This window comes from Microbacterium laevaniformans (assembly GCF_016907555.1).
Lineage (GTDB): Bacteria > Actinomycetota > Actinomycetes > Actinomycetales > Microbacteriaceae > Microbacterium > Microbacterium laevaniformans.
In genome coordinates, this window is sequence record NZ_JAFBCE010000001.1 from 1,190,928 (window position 1) to 1,207,054 (window position 16,127).

Annotated in this window: 17 protein-coding genes; 3 read left to right on the forward strand and 14 right to left on the reverse strand. The window is 69.1% G+C overall.

What is annotated here, in order from left to right; genetic code table 11:
* Nucleotides 1-52 precede the first annotated feature (52 nt).
* The 11 genes from secF to pdxS all read right to left on the reverse strand — a co-directional run bounded on the left by secF (nucleotide 53) and on the right by pdxS (nucleotide 9,292).
* Entirely contained in the window at nucleotides 53-1,042 is a 990-nt protein-coding gene (gene secF, locus JOE53_RS05575) for a protein translocase subunit SecF (protein ID WP_039415986.1), read from the reverse strand.
* Complete coding sequence (gene secD, locus JOE53_RS05580) at nucleotides 1,042-2,781, reverse strand: protein translocase subunit SecD (protein WP_204947028.1); 1,740 nt, start codon at nucleotides 2,779-2,781, stop codon at nucleotides 1,042-1,044. Before secD ends, secF begins: the two co-directional genes overlap by 1 nt.
* 35 nt (nucleotides 2,782-2,816) lie before the next feature.
* Nucleotides 2,817-3,260, reverse strand: coding sequence for a preprotein translocase subunit YajC (locus JOE53_RS05585; RefSeq protein ID WP_204947029.1), 444 nt, complete (start codon nucleotides 3,258-3,260; stop codon nucleotides 2,817-2,819).
* A gap of 65 nt (nucleotides 3,261-3,325) precedes the next feature.
* Nucleotides 3,326-4,357 (reverse strand): Holliday junction branch migration DNA helicase RuvB, encoded by a 1,032-nt coding sequence (gene ruvB / locus JOE53_RS05590; RefSeq protein ID WP_204947030.1) that lies wholly within the window; start codon nucleotides 4,355-4,357, stop codon nucleotides 3,326-3,328.
* The gene (ruvA, locus tag JOE53_RS05595; protein ID WP_204947031.1) at nucleotides 4,350-4,973 is read right to left on the reverse strand and encodes a Holliday junction branch migration protein RuvA; all 624 of its coding nucleotides are present in this window, start codon (nucleotides 4,971-4,973) and stop codon (nucleotides 4,350-4,352) included. Before ruvA ends, ruvB begins: the two co-directional genes overlap by 8 nt.
* 64 nt (nucleotides 4,974-5,037) lie before the next feature.
* Nucleotides 5,038-5,607: a crossover junction endodeoxyribonuclease RuvC gene (gene ruvC, locus JOE53_RS05600; protein ID WP_204947032.1), complete on the reverse strand. Its 570-nt coding sequence runs from the start codon at nucleotides 5,605-5,607 to the stop codon at nucleotides 5,038-5,040.
* Nucleotides 5,608-5,721: 114 nt separating this feature from the next.
* Nucleotides 5,722-6,480 (reverse strand): YebC/PmpR family DNA-binding transcriptional regulator, encoded by a 759-nt coding sequence (locus JOE53_RS05605; RefSeq protein WP_121190413.1) that lies wholly within the window; start codon nucleotides 6,478-6,480, stop codon nucleotides 5,722-5,724.
* Between the two features lie 34 nt (nucleotides 6,481-6,514).
* Nucleotides 6,515-7,048, reverse strand: coding sequence for a DUF1697 domain-containing protein (locus tag JOE53_RS05610; protein ID WP_204947033.1), 534 nt, complete (start codon nucleotides 7,046-7,048; stop codon nucleotides 6,515-6,517).
* 46 nt (nucleotides 7,049-7,094) lie between these two features.
* Nucleotides 7,095-7,592 carry a hypothetical protein gene (locus JOE53_RS05615; RefSeq protein ID WP_233449493.1) on the reverse strand — a complete coding sequence of 166 codons (498 nt, stop codon included), beginning with the start codon at nucleotides 7,590-7,592 and terminating at the stop codon, nucleotides 7,095-7,097.
* A gap of 213 nt (nucleotides 7,593-7,805) precedes the next feature.
* On the reverse strand, nucleotides 7,806-8,408 hold the full coding sequence (gene pdxT / locus JOE53_RS05620) for a pyridoxal 5'-phosphate synthase glutaminase subunit PdxT (RefSeq protein WP_204947034.1): 603 nt from the start codon (nucleotides 8,406-8,408) through the stop codon (nucleotides 7,806-7,808).
* A complete protein-coding gene (gene pdxS, locus JOE53_RS05625; RefSeq protein WP_005049522.1) occupies nucleotides 8,402-9,292 on the reverse strand; it encodes a pyridoxal 5'-phosphate synthase lyase subunit PdxS in 891 nt (296 codons plus the stop codon). The genes pdxT and pdxS overlap by 7 nt, the downstream gene beginning before the upstream one ends.
* A 106-nt stretch (nucleotides 9,293-9,398) precedes the next feature.
* On the opposite strand from pdxS, the gene JOE53_RS05630 reads away from it, so the two are divergent.
* Together JOE53_RS05630 and pdxY are read left to right on the forward strand one after the other, a co-directional pair.
* On the forward strand, nucleotides 9,399-10,757 hold the full coding sequence (locus tag JOE53_RS05630) for an aminotransferase class I/II-fold pyridoxal phosphate-dependent enzyme (RefSeq protein ID WP_204947035.1): 1,359 nt from the start codon (nucleotides 9,399-9,401) through the stop codon (nucleotides 10,755-10,757).
* A gap of 7 nt (nucleotides 10,758-10,764) precedes the next feature.
* On the forward strand, nucleotides 10,765-11,616 hold the full coding sequence (pdxY, locus tag JOE53_RS05635) for a pyridoxal kinase PdxY (protein ID WP_204947036.1): 852 nt from the start codon (nucleotides 10,765-10,767) through the stop codon (nucleotides 11,614-11,616).
* A gap of 119 nt (nucleotides 11,617-11,735) precedes the next feature.
* Here the strand turns inward: pdxY and JOE53_RS05640 are convergent, their stop codons facing one another.
* The 3 genes from JOE53_RS05640 to thrS are packed head-to-tail and all read right to left on the reverse strand — an operon-like array spanning nucleotide 11,736 to nucleotide 14,769.
* Nucleotides 11,736-12,197, reverse strand: coding sequence for an SMI1/KNR4 family protein (locus tag JOE53_RS05640; RefSeq protein ID WP_204947037.1), 462 nt, complete (start codon nucleotides 12,195-12,197; stop codon nucleotides 11,736-11,738).
* Nucleotides 12,194-12,754, reverse strand: coding sequence for an HIT family protein (locus tag JOE53_RS05645; protein WP_204947038.1), 561 nt, complete (start codon nucleotides 12,752-12,754; stop codon nucleotides 12,194-12,196). The genes JOE53_RS05640 and JOE53_RS05645 overlap by 4 nt, the downstream gene beginning before the upstream one ends.
* Nucleotides 12,751-14,769, reverse strand: coding sequence for a threonine--tRNA ligase (thrS, locus tag JOE53_RS05650; protein WP_204947039.1), 2,019 nt, complete (start codon nucleotides 14,767-14,769; stop codon nucleotides 12,751-12,753). Before thrS ends, JOE53_RS05645 begins: the two co-directional genes overlap by 4 nt.
* A gap of 182 nt (nucleotides 14,770-14,951) precedes the next feature.
* Between thrS and JOE53_RS05655 the strand changes: the two genes are divergently transcribed.
* Nucleotides 14,952-16,112 (forward strand): ArsB/NhaD family transporter, encoded by a 1,161-nt coding sequence (locus JOE53_RS05655; RefSeq protein ID WP_204947040.1) that lies wholly within the window; start codon nucleotides 14,952-14,954, stop codon nucleotides 16,110-16,112.
* Nucleotides 16,113-16,127 lie beyond the last annotated feature (15 nt).

Consider the following 16,127-nt stretch of genomic DNA (forward strand, 5'->3'; position numbering starts at 1 on the left):
CCTCCGCCTTGAATGATCCGTCAATCCTACGCCCGGCCGGACCGTGCCCTGCTCATGCGTCGACGCGGGCGCGCTCGCGTGCAGCGAGAACGCGCGCATCGCGCGCCTTGAGGTCCGACTCGTTCTCACGCAGCAGCGAGTACAGGGGCGCCGCGACGAACAGCGTCGAGTATGCGGCGACGATCGTTCCGACGAAGATCGACAGGGAGATGTCGGTCAGCGTCTGCGCGCCGAGCCACAGTGCTCCGATGAACAGAATCGCTCCCGTCGGAAGCGCGGCGACCACCGTCGTGTTGATCGATCGGATCAGCGTCTGGTTCACCGCGAGGTTGACCGACTCGCCGAAAGTACGCCCCGACTTCTCGCCGTCTTCGCGGGTGTTCTCGCGGATCTTGTCGAAGACGACCGTCGTGTCGTACAGCGAGTACGACAGGATCGTGAGGAAGCCGATGACGGCCGCGGGCGAGATCTCGAAGCCGAAGAGGGCGTAGACGCCGACCGTGACGACCAGAACATCGATCAGGCCGATGATCGCCGCGACCGACATCTTCCAGGTGCGGAAGTAGATGGCGAGGATCACGAACGTGAGCGCGAGGAAGATCGCGAGCCCCCACAGCGACTGACGGGTGACGTCCTGACCCCAGCTCGGTCCGATGAAGGACGAGCTGACGTCGGACTCCTGCACGGCGAACTTCTGCGCCAAGGCGGTGGTGACGGCCTGGGTCTCCGTGTTGGTCATCTGGTCGGTCTGGATGCGAAGCGCGTCCGAACCGATGGTCGTGACCTTCGTCGTCGCTCCGGGAACCACGGACTGCACCGCTGCGGTCGCGGCCGTCTGGTCGGGGTTCGCGACCTGGTTGACGGTGAACTGCGATCCGCCGGTGAACTCGATCGAGAACTGGATCGGCCGAAACAGCGGCACGAGGGCGGCCGCGATGACCAGGGCTGCGGCGATGATGAACCACAGGCGGCGACGTCCGACGAAGGGGAAAGAGGTCTTGCCGGTGTAGAGGTCGTTACCGAACTCGTTCATGGAGCGCATCAGTCGTCTCCCTCCGTCGTCGAAGTCGGTCTGCCGGCGTTCTTCGCCGCGAGCTCCGCCTGCTTGCGCTCGGCGATGGTCTGACGCCGTTCCGCCTCACCGCGCGAGCGGCCCGCGCGTCGCGCAGCCGAGCCCTTCGCGCCGTCGAGCACCGGGGCGCGGAACTGCGCGCGCCCTCGATAGACGGCGCCGAGGGCATCGGGATCGAGGCCCGACAGTGGGTGGCCCCCGCCGAAGAACCGCGTTCGTGCCAGCAGCTGCAGCACCGGGTGGGTGAACAGGATGAAGATCAGGATGTCGATCAACGTCGTGAGGCCCAGCGTGAACGCGAAGCCCTTCACGGTGGCGTCGGCGAGGATGTAGAGCACCACGGCGGCGAGGACGTTGATCGACTTCGAGATGTAGATGGTGCGCTTCGCGCGACCCCACCCGTCTTCGACAGCGCCGGTGATCGACTTGCCGTCGCGCAGCTCGTCGCGGATGCGTTCGAAGTAGACGATGAACGAGTCGGCGGTGAATCCGATCGTGACGATCAGACCCGCGACGCCGGCCAGCGACAGGCGGAATCCCATGCGCCAGGCCAGGATGCAGAGGGTGATGTAGGTGAGCACCCCCATCACGCCGAGAGAGGCGATGATGACGAAGCCCAGCGCGCGATACACGATGAGCGAGTACAGGGCAACGAGCGCGAGACCGATGAGGCCCGCGATGAGGCCGATCTGCAGCTGCTGCGAGCCCAGCGTCGCCGAGATGGCGTTGTCGCTCACGATGCCGAAGCTGAGCGGCAGCGCGCCGTACTTCAGCTGGTCGGCGAGCGTCTTGGCGCTCTCCTGATTGAAGGAGCCGCTGATCTGCGGCTTGCCGTCGAGGATCACACCGTTCATGGACGGAGCCGAGATGACCGCTCCGTCCAGAACGAAGGCGAACTGGTTCTGCGGGGTCTTGCCCGCCTGGGTGAACGCGTAGAGCCGCTGGCTGACCTCGCCGAAGATCTTTGTTCCCTGATCGTCGAACACGATGTTGACGACCCACTGACCGTTCTGAGTGTTCATGCCGCTCGTGGCATCGCTGATGGACGAGCCGTCGAGTTCGACGGGACCGAGAAGATACTTCGCCGTGCCGGTCGGGTCGCACGCGATCAGCGGCTGGTTTGCAGGGCTGTTCGCCGGGTCGTTCTCCTTGTTCGCGCAGTCGTAGGCGAGGAATTTCGCCTGCAGCGCGGGGGTGATCCAGCTGAGGTCGCTGCCGTTGGTGGGCGATGCCGTGGGTGTGGCGGGCAGGGACGGGTCGGGCGTCGGGTACGGCGTGGAGTTGCCGTCCTGGCCGACGAACGACGTGCTCGCCGCTGTCGTGGCGAGCACGGCTCGCAGCTGCATCTGTGCGGAGGACTCGATGCGCTTGCGCGTCTCCTCGTCGGCCTGTCCCGGGATCTGAACCACGATCTGGTTGCCGGCCTGGGTCGTGATGTCGGCTTCGCCGACACCCGACGCATCGACGCGCTGACGGATGATGGCCGCGGCCTGGTTCATCTGGTCGGTCGTCGGTGCGGCGCCGTCGGGCGTCTTCGCCTCGAGGATGATCTGCGTGCCACCCTGCAGGTCGAGCGCGAGCTCAGGCGCCCAGGAGCTCTTGCCGAAGACGTAGACGCCCAGGGCGTTCACTCCGAACAGCAGTGCCGTGATGACGAGAAGTCCGGTCAGTGCGCGCCAAGCACGGCGCACCGGGGTGGGTGTGGCCACGGAGGGTCAGCTTTCTTCGGGAACGTGCAGCGAGATCAGGCGTGCGGCTTCGCGTCGCCGGAATCGGCCGACGTGTCGGCGACCTTCTCGGCGGCTTCTGCGGCACGGTCGTCGCTCACCGACGAGATGACGCCGTTGGCGACATCGCCCTCGTACTCGGCCTGGTCGGCCTCGGCTTCGATGAACTCGTCCTCGGTGACGGTGCCGTCCTCGTCATCCACGACGCGCAGGATCGCCTGGCTGTGGACCTCGACGGCGACCCCGGGCGCGAGCTCGACGGTTGCCGCCTTGGACAGGTCCTCGCCGTCGTACGAGACGAGCACGCCATACAGGCCGCCCTGCAGCAGCACCTTGACGCCGGGGAGCATCGCCCGTGCCTTGGCCTCCTGCTCCGCCTTCATCTTGGCGGCGCGCTTGCGAGAGCTCCAGAACATGAAGCCGAGCAGCGCCACCATCGCGACGAGCAGAATCCAATCCATGCGGATACACCTTTCGGGAGCGCGCCGGATCGACGCTGAAGAGGGCGGCAGGAAGCCTTCTGTGATTATAGGTCATCGAATCTGAGCGCCCCGTCCGGACGAGGCACGCGCAGATGCGCGTAAGCCTCCGGCGTGGCAACCCGTCCTCGCGGCGTGCGCCCGAGGAATCCGATCCGCACCAGGTACGGCTCGACGACCGATTCGATCGTCTCCGCCTCCTCGCCGACAGTCACCGCGAGCGTGCTGAGGCCGACCGGTCCCCCGCGGAACCGCCGCACGACGGCGTCCAGCACTGCACGGTCGAGGCGGTCGAGACCGATCGCGTCGACGTCATAGAGCTCCAAGGCGGCCGCGACGTGCGCATCGGTCGCCGACGACGCGCTCTTTCCGTGCACGATGACGTAGTCGCGTACCCGCCGCAGGAGACGGTTGGCGATGCGGGGTGTGCCGCGCGAACGTCGGGCGATCTCGGCGCGAGCGGTGCGGGGCAGATCGACGCCGAGGACCGCTGCCGAGCGCGAAATCACCTGTTCGAGCTCGCCGGGTTCGTAATACTCCAGGTGCGCGGTGAATCCGAACCGGTCGCGCAGCGGGTTGGGCAGCAGGCCCGACCGGGTGGTCGCGCCGACGAGGGTGAACGGCGCCAGGTCGAGTGGGATGCTGGTCGCCCCCGCTCCCTTGCCGACCATGATGTCGATGCGGAAATCCTCCATCGCCAGATAGAGCATCTCTTCGGCGGAGCGCGCCATCCGGTGGATCTCGTCGATGAAGAGCACCTCGCCGGGCACCAGGCTCGACAGCAGTGCAGCGAGATCGCCGGCGTGCTGGATGGCCGGTCCGCTGGACAGTCGCAGGGGGCGCTCGCTCTCGTGCGCCACGATCATCGCGAGAGTCGTCTTTCCGAGCCCGGGCGGCCCGGACAGCAGGATGTGGTCCGGCGGACGCTGTTGGATGCGCGCCGCATCGAGCAGCAGCTGGAGCTGTCCGCGCACCTTCTGCTGACCGACGAACTCGGCGAGGGATGCCGGTCGCAGCGCGCCCTCGACGGCGAGCTCGGTATCGTCTTGCGCCAGGGCGGGATCGTGCGGCTCAGACACCGGCGCGCTCCGGACGGGCGGGACCCAGCTGGGCCAGAGCGAGCTTGAGCAGCACCGGCACCGACCGCCTGTCGGCGTCGGTCGCGGCATCCAGCACCAGCGTCACCGCCTCGACGCTCGTGCGCTCGTTCCACCCGAGGGCCGTGAGCGCCGCGACGACCTGGCCGGCGATCTCGCCGGCGGCGGAGCCGGCAGCCTGCCGGCTTGTTGCGGAGGTCACGTGAAGTTTGCCGGCGAGCTGCACCACGATGAGCTTGGCCGTCTTGGGACCGATCCCGGAAACGCGCCGAAACGGGGCGTCATCCTCGTCGGCGACGGCGTGCGCGATCTGGTCGACGCTGAGCGACGACAGCACGCCGAGGGCGGATTTGGGACCGACCCCCGACACGCTGAGCAGGTGATGGAACACGGTGAGCTCGTCGCGATCGGCGAAGCCGAACAGCGACAGGGCGTCCTCCCGTACGATGAGCGCGGTGTGCAGCGTCGTCTCGTCGCCGACGTGGAGCGAGCGGGCCACGGAGGCGGGCACCGCGACGCTGAAGCCCACGCCGCCGACATCGACGATCGCCGACTCGGCGTCCAGATGCAGCACATGGCCGCGCAGCGAGGAGATCATGGCACCACCCTAGACAGTCGTTCGCAGTTTTGTTCGATCGACACGCGTGCGGGGTGCGCAGTCGTCAGCGTCGCGTCGCTCTCTTCTCGGCATCCGCCCACGCCCGTTGCGCCGGCGTGAGCGCCCCGGCGGCGGCGCTGCCCGACGGGGCACCTCTCCGCCACCCGTGGCACAGGGCGATGGCGAGGGCGTCCGCGGCGTCGGCAGGCTGCGGCAGGGCGTTCAGGCGCAATACCCGGGCGACCATCGTCTGCACCTGGAGCTTGTCGGCGGAGCCGTAGCCGGTGATCGCCGCCTTGACCTCGGAGGGAGTGTGCGTGGCGGCGGGCAGGCCGTGTTCGGCGGCGAGGAGCAGTGCGATGCCGCTGGCCTGCGCGGTGCCCATCACCGTGCTGCGGTTCTGCTGGGCGAACACCCGCTCGACGGCGACCACGTCCGGGCGGTGTGTCGCGAGCACCTCCCGCAGCCCCCGCGCGATGAGGGCAAGACGTTCGGCGACGGGAAGCTCGGCGCCCGAGCGGACCACGCCCACGTGGACGAGTGCCGCCGACCGGTCGGGGCGCACGTCGACGACGCCGACGCCGCACCGGGTCAGGCCCGGGTCGATGCCGAGGACGCGCACAGCGGATGCCACTCCCCCACGCTAAGCGCTCGACGCGGATGGGGGCGTTTCGACTCGCGGCTGCGCCCCTCGCTCAACGACCGGTGCCCCCGGTCGTTGCGCGAGAGGAGCGAGTCGAAACGCGGCTTACTCGTCGTCCTCGAGCTCGGCCTGAACCTCGGCGGTGAGGTCGAAGTTGCTGAAGACGTTCTGCACGTCGTCGCTGTCTTCGAGCGCGTCGATCAGGCGGAAGATCTTGCGTGCCGTCTCGGCGTCGATCTCGACCTTGAGGTTCGGCACGAACTCGACGTCGGCGGATTCGTACTCGATGCCCGCATCGGTCAGTGCCGAGCGGACCGCAACGAGATCGGATGCCTCGGTGATGACCTCGAAGCCCTGCGCGTGCGGCTCGATCTCCTCGGCGCCGGCCTCGAGGGCGGCCAGCATGACGTCGTCTTCGCTGGTGTTCTCTTCGGACACGACGATGACGCCCTTGCGGGAGAAGTTGTAGGCGACCGAGCCGGGGTCGGCGAGCGTTCCGCCGTTGCGGCTGAGGGCGGTGCGCACCTCGGCGGCGGCGCGGTTCTTGTTATCGGTCAGACACTCGATCATGAGGGCCACGCCGTTCGGTCCGTAGCCCTCGTACATGATCGACGAGTACTCAACCGACTCGCCGCCGATGCCGGCGCCGCGCTTGATGGCGCGGTCGATGTTGTCCTTGGGCACCGAGGTCTTCTTGGCCTTGAGGACCGCGTCGAACAGGGTCGGGTTCCCCTGCAGGTCCGGGCCGCCGAGCTTCGCGGCGACTTCGATGTTCTTGATGAGCTTCGCCCACGACTTCGCGCGGCGGGAGTCGATGACCGCCTTCTTGTGCTTGGTCGTGGCCCATTTGGAGTGTCCGGACATGGTCTCCAGTTTACTCAGGCGACACCGTTGCTTTTCAGCCGAGGATCTTGACGAGTGTGCGCAGATTGCGCGTGGTCGTCGTCGGCTTGTACGCCGCGCGCCCGAGGAGCTTTCCGAACGGGGTGTCGATCGTCCGGCCGACCTCGGGGCTCCAGTACACCACCCCGATTCCGGGGTGCGTGGGGTCCTCCGCCGGGTCGAGGGATGCCGCGGCATCCGCCAGCGCATCGCGCACGGCCACGTCGATGCAGAAGACGACGTACGGTTGCCGGCTCGGCTCTGCCGCATCGAAGGGGTAGGCGGTGACGGCCGCGGCGAGCTCGTCGAGCGTCACGAGGACGATCCACGCGTCGTAGTCGAAGCGGTCACGCAGGGCCGTTTCGATGCGAGTCTTCAGCTCCGCGCGCCGGGCGACGTCGACATCGACCGTGAAACGGGCGTTGCCGCTGGCGAGCACCGTCTTCACCTCTTCGAATCCGAGCCCGCGCAGCAACGCCGCCAGCTCCGCGCTGCGGATCGTGATGCCGTTGACGTTCACGCCGCGAAGCAACGCCACCCAGGTCGTCATGCCGCCACGTTAGCCCGCCGCGCCGCCACCGCGCGCGAGTCGAGGATCAGTGCGGCGGGCGCAGATCGCTGCGTGCGGTCGTTCCGCGGCAGCCGAGCTCGCCTGGCAGCAGGTACACGCGCGGCGCATACACCCGCTCGGTGACGCCGTCCACGCGGCGCACGAGCACGCACCTGCGCTCGGTGCCCATCGAGGCGCCGATCGCGCCGTCGGCGGTCCGCACGACCTCGAGGGGGGCGAGCTGCTCGTAGGGGCCGGTGGGCGCAGTGAGTCGGGCGAGGATCGCGCTCGCTCGGACCGTGCGGGGATCGCTCCACGGCCGATCGTTCGCGACCGGGCCGTATCTCGTGAAGTCGACGGCGTAGCACGACGTGCTCGACACGGTCTCGGCGGACCACATGCCGGTGCGGCGCGCGGTCATCTCAACGCGGAAGGACAGCGTGCCCAGCGGGTCGATCGGGTTCTGCGCGGTCTGCGGGGTGATGCCGATGAGCGTGATCGCGCTCCGGTCACCCGTGGCTTGCGCGCAGCCAGCCGCGCCCATCCGTCGATGTCGGGCGCCTGCCGATGCGAGATCTCGCCGATGAGGTCCGCGACCGCGTCGCGTGCGGCCGCGTCCGCCGCGTTCTCGTGGGCCGCGCACCCCGTGAGGACGATGACCGCGATCGCACCGGCCGCGGCGCTGCCGATCATCCGCGATGCACGTCGTGTCATGGCGCGATCCTACGCATCCGCAGATGCGGGTCGCGGCATCCGCTCAGCTCGCGCGTGCGGCGACGAGATCGAGCAACAGTTCGTGGAACCGCGTCTCCCCCGACACCTCGGGGTGGAACGCGGTGCCGAGCAGCGCTCCCTGCCGGACGGCGACGATCGCTCCGTCCGACAGGGAAGCCAGCACCTCGACGGCCGGTCCGGTCTCCACCACCCGCGGCGCGCGGATGAAGGTGGCGGACACCGGCTCATCGAACCCCGCGACCGTGAGCTCCGTCTCGAAGGAGTCGACCTGCGAGCCGAAGGCGTTGCGCTGCACGGTGATGTCGAGCCCCCCGAAGGTCTCTTGTCCGCGGATGCCGTCGGTGATGCGGTCCGCCAGGAGGATGAGCCCGGCGCACGTGCCGTACGCCGGCATCCCGCCTGCGAGGGCCTCACGGATCGGCTGCTGCATACCGAACGTCCGCGCCAGCTTGTCGATCACGCTGGACTCGCCGCCCGGGATCACGAGCCCCGAGACGGTTGCGAGCTCCTCAGGGCGGCGCACCGCGACGACCTCCGCGCCCAGCGTCTCCAGGCTCCGGACGTGCTCGCGGACGTCCCCCTGGAGGGCGAGGACGCCGACTCGCGGCATCCCGGACGTCACCATCCGCGCTCGGCGAGCCGGTGCGGAGCCGGCAGGTCGGCGACGTTGATGCCGACCATGGCCTCGCCGAGGCCGCGCGAGACATCCGCGATGACCTTCGGGTCGTCGAAGAACGTGGTCGCCTTCACGATCGCGGCGGCACGGGCCGCCGGGTCGCCGCTCTTGAAGATCCCCGAGCCGACGAAGACGCCGTCGGCGCCGAGCTGCATCATCATCGCTGCATCGGCGGGTGTGGCGACCCCGCCGGCGACGAACAGCACGACCGGGAGCGTGCCGGTCTCGGCGATCTCGGCGACGAGCTCGTACGGTGCCTGCAGCTCCTTGGCCGCGACATACAGCTCGTCGCGCGACAGCGCCCCGAGCGCGGCGATCTCGCCGCGGATCTTGCGGATGTGCTTCATGGCCTCCGACACGTCGCCGGTGCCCGCCTCGCCCTTGGAGCGGATCATCGCCGCCCCCTCGGTGATGCGCCGCAGCGCCTCCCCGAGGTTGGTCGCGCCGCAGACGAACGGGACGGTGAAGTTCCACTTGTCGATGTGGTTCACATAGTCGGCCGGTGAGAGCACCTCGGACTCGTCGATGTAGTCCACGCCGAGCTCCTGGAGCACCTGCGCCTCGACGAAGTGGCCGATGCGCGCCTTCGCCATGACGGGGATCGATACCGCCTCGATGATGCCGTCGATCATGTCGGGATCGCTCATCCGTGACACGCCGCCCTGGGCGCGGATGTCGGCGGGCACGCGCTCGAGTGCCATGACCGCGACGGCACCGGCATCCTCGGCGATCTTCGCCTGATCGGGGGTGACGACGTCCATGATGACGCCGCCTTTGAGCATCTCGGCGAGTCCGCGCTTGACGCGGGACGATCCGGTGACGGGAGTGGACACGGGTTTCTCCTTCGGGTGTGGACGTCGCTCGGTGCGGCGGAGCGAGATGCCGCAGCTATTGGCCTAGGCCAAAACGTAGCATGTCCTGTCACATACACTGATCACCGTGAACGCCGTCCCCGATGCCTGCACCGTGCTGCGCATCGCCGGGGCCACCGCGACCGATATCGCCGACAGTGTGCGACAGAGGATCGAGCGCGGCGAGCTGGCGCCCGGCTCGGCACTTCCTCCGGTGCGAACCCTCGCCGACGAGCTGGGGGTCAATCGCAACACCGTCGTGTCCGCGTATCGTCTGCTGACGCAGGCCGGGCTCGTCGAGGCCCGCGGCCGCGCCGGCACGCGCGTCGCCGAACGCACCCCCGTGGCGCAAGAAGGCTTCGCACGCGGCACGGTGCTGCGCGACCTCGCGGCGGGTAACCCCGACCCGGCGCTCATCCCCGATCTGCATCCAGCCCTCAGCCGCATCGCGGGTCGGCCGGTGCTGTACGGCGAACCCGTCATCGACCGCGACCTGGCAGCGTGGTCCGAAGGGTGGATGCGGGCCGCCGTCGGAGACGACCGCGCGCTGCGTCTCACGATCACGGGCGGCGCCTCCGACGCGATCGAACGTCTGCTCGCTCAGACGCTGACGCGCGACGATGCGGTGGCTCTCGAAGACCCGTGCTTCCTCGCGAGCCTGAACACGGTTCGCCTCGGCGGTTACCGCCCCATCGCCGTCCCCGTCGACGATGAGGGCATGACCGTCGCCGGGCTCCAGGCGGCGTTGGATGCCGGGGTGCGCGCCGTGCTGCTCACTCCTCGCGCCCAGAACCCCACGGGGGCGAGCCTCAGTGCCGAGCGCGCTGCGGCGCTGCGCACACTGCTGGCCGACCAGCCGTATGTCCTCGTCATCGAAGACGACCATTTCTCGATGCTGTCGGCGCAGCCCTTTCACTCGGTGATCTCCGCGTCGCATCGGCGCTGGGCGCTCATCCGGTCCGTCTCGAAGTTCCTGGGGCCCGACATGTGCCTCGCCGTGGTCGCCTCAGATCCCGACACGGCCGAGCGGCTCGCTGAGCGCCTCAACCCGGGCGCGACGTGGGTCAGCCACCTCCTCCAGCGCGTGGCGCTCGAACACCTCACCGATCCGGACGCGGTCGCGGCGGTGGCCGCGGCATCCGCCCACTACGCCGCGCGCAACCGCGCGGCCGCCGCGGCGTTCACCGCGGCGGGCGTCCCGGTGGTCGCGGGCGACGGTCTGAGCCTCTGGGTGCCGTTGCCGGTGCCGGCGCGCGCGGCATCCGAGCAGCTCATGCGTCGCGGATGGCTCGTGCGTCCGGGCGACGAGTTCGTGCTCCAAGGCGCGCGCGCCGCCCGCCATCTGCGCATCACCGTCCACGACCTCTCGGACGCCGAGCTCGAGCGTCTGGCCTCCGACCTGGCCGCGGCGATCCCCGCGGCGGCCGCGACCTCGAAAGCAGGATGATCGCCCGATGAAGATCCTCTCCATCCAGTCCGCCGTCGCGTACGGTCACGTCGGCAACTCCGCCGCGGTGTTTCCGCTGCAGCGCATCGGCGTCGAGGTGCTGCCCGTGTACACGGTCAACTTCTCGAACCACACCGGCTACGGCGCGTGGCGCGGTCCGCTCATCTCCCCCGACGACGTCCGCGACGTCATCACGGGCATCGAGGAGCGGGGCGTGTTCGGGGAGATCGACGTCGTGCTCAGCGGCTATCAGGGCGGTGAGGGCATCGCGGACGTCATCCTCGACGCGGTGGCGCGCGTGAAAGCGGCCAATCCTGCGGCGGTGTACTCCTGCGATCCCGTGATGGGCAACGCCAAGAGCGGGTGCTTCGTCGCTCCGGCGATCCCCGTGCTGCTCCGCGATCGCGTCGTGCCGGCGGCCGACATCATCACGCCCAACCAGTTCGAGCTCGGCTTCCTCACGGAAACAGAGCCGACGGACCTCACCTCGACGCTCGCGTCGGCGGATGCCGCGCGCGCGATGGGCCCGCGCACCGTGCTCGTCACCTCGGTCGAGCGCCCGGACGCACCGGAGGGCACCATCGAGATGCTGGCCGTCACCGACGATGGTGCGTGGATCGTGCAGACGCCCCGCATCCCGATGAAGGCGAACGGGTCGGGCGATGTCACGGCGGCGTTGTTCACGGCCCACTACCGTGCGAGCGGTGACGCCGCCGACGCGCTGGCGAAGACCGTCTCGAGCGTCTACGACCTGCTGCAGACGACGTTCGATTCCGGGCAGCGCGAGCTGCAGCTTGTCGAGGCGCAGGAGTTCTACGCCCACCCGCGGCTGCAGTTCCCCGTCACGCGGGTGCGCTGAGGTTCGGCGTTTCGACGCGGCGGCGTTTCGACGCGGCGCTGCGCGCCTCGCTCAACGACGGGTGGGTGTCTGCACCCCGGTCGTTGAGCGAGCGCAGCGAGTCGAAACGCCGCGCCCGGTCAGAACAGCTCGTACGGCCAGCGCACACTGAGCTCGGGCGAGATCGCGTCGAGCGCGGCACGGATGCGGTCGTGGTCACGAGCGGCCGGCTCGTCGATCTGCTCGAGCGCGTGCAGCACGTGCCCCACCATCAGCCACTCCGTGATCGAGAGGTGCATCGGCGTGAAGCGTGACACGGCACGCTCGCCGTCGGTGTGATCGAAGAACCACACGTCGCTGTGCGGCCCGAGCCACCACTCATCGCCCTGCCCGTTGTCGCCGATGAGCACCCACCCTCGGGCTACCTCGAGATCCACCCAGTACAGCGGGTCCTGACGCTCGCTCGTCTCTGCCTCGGCTGGGCGGGCGTCGAAGGCGGTGATGTCGCCGCACAGCTCGGCAGTGGATGCCGGGAGCGCGCTCAATCTGCTGGCGTCGACCGCGAACGGGTCCGCGCCGTCGTCGGGACCGCCCGCGCTCACGCCGGCCAGGCCGCCGCGACGGCCTCGCGCACCTCGCCGAGAAGCTGGGGCAGGGCCTTGGTGCGGGCGATGATCGGGAAGAAGTTCGCATCCGAGCTCCACCGCGGAACGATGTGCTGGTGCAGGTGCTCGTCGACCCCCGCCCCCGCGACCGCACCCTGGTTCATCCCGATGTTGAAGCCGTCGCAGCGCGACACGGCGCGCAGCACCCTCATGCCGACCTGGGTCAGCTCACCGATCTCGGCAACCTCTTCGGGGGTCGCCTGGTCGTACGTCGCGATGTGGCGGTAGGGGCACACGAGCATGTGTCCCGAGTTGTACGGGAAGAGGTTCAGCAGCACGTAGGACGTGACGCCGCGGTGGACGATGAGCCCATCGGCATCCGACTTCTGCGGGGCGGCGCAGAACGGGCACCCCGATCCGCGCAGGGCGTCGGCACCGGTGTTGATGTACGCCATGCGATGCGGCGTCCAGAGCCGCTGGAAACCGTCGGGGACGCCGGCGAAAGCGCTCGCCTGCTCGAGGCGGGCATCACCGTCGGCGTCCCCCGCGCTCACGCCAGGTCCTCCGCAGTGTTGACGAGCAGCTTGCCCGAGATCGCGGCGACGATCTTGTCGATCGCCTCATCCACCGGAATGCCGTTGGTCTGCGACCCGTCGCGGAAGCGGAACGAGACCGTGCCCGCGGAGCGATCCTGCTCCCCCGCGATGAGCTGCAGCGGCACCTTCTGGGTCGTGTGCGTGCGGATCTTCTTCGGCATGCGGTCGTCGGAGTGGTCGACCTCGGCGCGCACGCCCGCGGCCCGCAGCCGCGCGACGATCTCGTCGAGGTAGGGGGCGAAGTCGTCCGCGACGGGGATGCCGACGACCTGCACGGGAGCCAGCCACACGGGGAACGCGCCGGCGTAGTGCTCGAGCAGGATCGCGAAGAAGCGCTCCACCGAGCCGAACAGAGCACGGTGGATCATCACGGGGCGGTGCTTCTCGCCGTCGGGGCCGGTGTACTCGAGCTCGAAACGCTCGGGCTGGTTGAAGTCGAGCTGGATGGTCGACATCTGCCAGGTGCGCCCGATCGCGTCGCGTGCTTGCACGGAGATCTTCGGTCCGTAGAAGGCGGCGCCGCCAGGGTCGGGCACCAGCTCGAGGCCCGAGCCCTCGGCGACCTCGCGCAGCGTCTCGGTCGCCTCGGTCCAGAGCGCGTCGGCCCCGATGAACTTCGGGTTGCCGTCTTCCTTCGTCGAGAGCTCGAGGTAGAAGTCGTTGAGGCCGTAGTCGCGGAGGGTCTGCAGCACGAAGTCGAGGCTGTGGGTGAGCTCGCCCTTGACCTGGTCGGCCGTGACGTAGATGTGGGTGTCGTCCTGGGTCATCCCGCGCACGCGCGTGAGGCCGGAGAGGGTGCCGCTCTTCTCGTAACGGTAGACGGATCCGAACTCGCTCAGGCGCAGCGGCAGCTCACGGTAGGAGCGTCCGCGCGAACGGAAGATGAGGTTGTGGAACGGGCAGTTCATGGGCTTCAGGTAGTACTCCTGGCCCTCGCGGCTGACGTGACCGTCGGCATCCACGACCTCGTCGAGCACCATCGGCGGGTACATGCCGTCGGCGTACCACTGCAGGTGACCGCTGGTCATGAACAGGTCGCCCTTGGTGATGTGCGGGGTGTTCACGACCTCGTAGCCGCTGGCGAGCAGGCGCTCGCGCATGTAGCGCTCGATCTCGTAGCGGATGATGCCGCCCTTGGGGTGGAACACGCTGAGGCCGGGGCCGATCTCGTCGGGGAACGAGAAGAGGTCGAGTTCCTTGCCCAGCTTGCGGTGGTCGCGCTTGGCGGCCTCTTCGAGGCGCTGCTGGTAGGCGCGCAGCTCGTCCTTGGTGGGCCACGCGGTGCCGTAGATGCGCTGCAGCTGCGGGTTCTTCTCGCTGCCGCGCCAGTACGCGCCGGCCACTCGGGTGAGGTCCCATCCGTTCGCGACGTAGCGGGTGCCGGGAACGTGGGGCCCGCGGCAGAGGTCGCGCCAGACCACCTCGCCCTCGCGGTTCACGTTCTCGTAGACCGTGAGCTCGCCCGCGCCGATCTCGGCGGACGCGCCCTCGGCGGCGTTGGCGCCCGAGCCCGGGCCGCCGGCGAGGGAGATGAGCTCGAGCTTGAACGGCTCGCCGGCCATGAGCTCTCGCGCCTCGGTCTCGTCGACCACGCGGCGGACGAAGCGCTGATTCTCGCGGACGATGCGCTCCATCTCCTTCTTGATGGCCTTGAGGTCTTCGGGCGTGAACGGGTCGACGTTGCCGAAGTCGAAGTAGAAGCCGTCGGTGATCGGGGGGCCGATGCCGAGGTTCGACTGCGGCTTGATGCGCTGCACGGCCTGGGCCATGACGTGCGCGGTGGAGTGGCGCAGGATCGACAGACCGTCGGCGCTGTCGACCAGCACGGGCTCGACCGCGTCATCGGCCGTGACGACGGTGGAGAGGTCCTTCAGGTCGCCGTTGACGCGCAGAGCGACGACGGAACGGTCGGAAAACAGGGCGAAGCCGTCGGCGGGATAGGTCACGTCCGCCGCGGGTGAGACATCGGTCAAGGGAAGGTCTCCAGAAGAGGGATCGGATGGGATGCTCAGCTTCGGGCGCCGTGCGCCCCGCCCGCTCAGGCCCAGATCGTTCGTACGCCGGGCGTGCGCGCGCCGGTCGCGAAGGCGGTGATCCGGCTCAGTTCCATGTGTGCAGTCTATCGCCGCCCGGGACTGGTCGATGAGGGTCCATGATGGATGCCGTGTTGCTTGCCGTGATCGGAGCGGTGCTGCTGCTCCTGGGCGGCGCAGCCGTCGTGTTCGGAGTTCTGCCGGTGGACGCGGCGCTGGAGATCGGCGACCGCGTGTGGCCGATCCTTCTGTTCGTCGTCGCCGTGACGATCGTCGCGGAGCTCGCGGCGCGCGCCGGTGTGTTCGACGCCGCCGCAGCGCGCCTGGCGCGCCTCTCGCGAGGTCGGGTGATCGTGCTGTGGCTCATGGTGGTGGTGTTCGCCGCCGTCGTGACGGCGTTCCTGTCGTTGGACACCACGGCTGTGCTCTTGACGCCGGTGGTCGTCGCGGTCGCCCGCGCCAATGGGCTCTCGCCGATGCCCTTCGCATTCGCGACCGTGTGGCTGGCCAATACCGCGTCGCTGTTCCTGCCGGTGTCCAACCTCACCAACCTGCTCGCCGCGCATCGGCTCGGCGATCTCGACGCGCTCGGCTTCCTGGGCCTTCTGGGACCGTCGGCGATCATCGCGACGGTCGTCACGGTGATCCTGCTGTGGCTCACGAACCGGCGTGACCTGCGGGGTCGCTCTACCCCCGCCCGTCCGCCCCGGGTGTCCGACCCCGTGCTTCTGCGGATCTCCGCCATCGTCCTCGTCGTCATGATGCCGCTGCTGGTCATCGGCATCGCACCGTGGATGCCGGCATTGGGTGCCGCCGTCGTGCTCACGATCGTCTTCGCGTGGCGCTCGCCGACGGCCCTGCGCTGGGCGCTCGTGCCGTGGCAGCTCGTCGTTTTCGCGTCCGGCCTGTTCCTCGCCGTGGGTGCGGCCGAGGCTCTCGGGTCGGGCGCCCTCCTCGCCGCGGCGACCGGTTCGGGAGAAGACCTCGTCTCGCTCTGGCAGGTCGCCGGGGTCGGCATGCTGGGCGCGAACGTGGTGAACAACCTGCCGGCCTACCTTGCTCTCGAATCCGCCGCCGGCTCCCCCGTGCGGCTCGCCGCTCTGCTCATCGGCGTCAACGCGGGTCCGCTGATCACGCCGTGGGCGTCGCTGGCGACCCTGCTCTGGCACGAGCGTCTGCACGCCGTCGGGGTCGATGTGCCCTGGAATCGCTACATTCTCCTGGGTCTCGTCGTCGCCCCGCTCACGGTCGCGCTCGCCGTCATCCCGCTCGCGTTGCACTGACGACTGCTCACGCAG

Bases quoted from the DNA above. Each gene is read 5' to 3' on its own strand.
- JOE53_RS05610 (WP_204947033.1), bottom strand. From the start codon at position 7,048: ATGACGACCTGGGTGGCGTTGCTTCGCGGCGTGAACGTCAACGGCATC.
- JOE53_RS05605 (WP_121190413.1), bottom strand. From the start codon at position 6,480: ATGTCCGGACACTCCAAATGGGCCACGACCAAGCACAAGAAGGCGGTC.
- JOE53_RS05585 (WP_204947029.1), bottom strand. From the start codon at position 3,260: ATGGATTGGATTCTGCTCGTCGCGATGGTGGCGCTGCTCGGCTTCATG.
- JOE53_RS05615 (WP_233449493.1), bottom strand. From the start codon at position 7,592: ATGGGCGCGGCTGGCTGCGCGCAAGCCACGGGTGACCGGAGCGCGATC.
- secF (WP_039415986.1), bottom strand. From the start codon at position 1,042: ATGCGCTCCATGAACGAGTTCGGTAACGACCTCTACACCGGCAAGACC.
- JOE53_RS05655 (WP_204947040.1), top strand. From the start codon at position 14,952: ATGGATGCCGTGTTGCTTGCCGTGATCGGAGCGGTGCTGCTGCTCCTG.
- pdxY (WP_204947036.1), top strand. From the start codon at position 10,765: ATGAAGATCCTCTCCATCCAGTCCGCCGTCGCGTACGGTCACGTCGGC.
- pdxT (WP_204947034.1), bottom strand. From the start codon at position 8,408: ATGGTGACGTCCGGGATGCCGCGAGTCGGCGTCCTCGCCCTCCAGGGG.
- ruvA (WP_204947031.1), bottom strand. From the start codon at position 4,973: ATGATCTCCTCGCTGCGCGGCCATGTGCTGCATCTGGACGCCGAGTCG.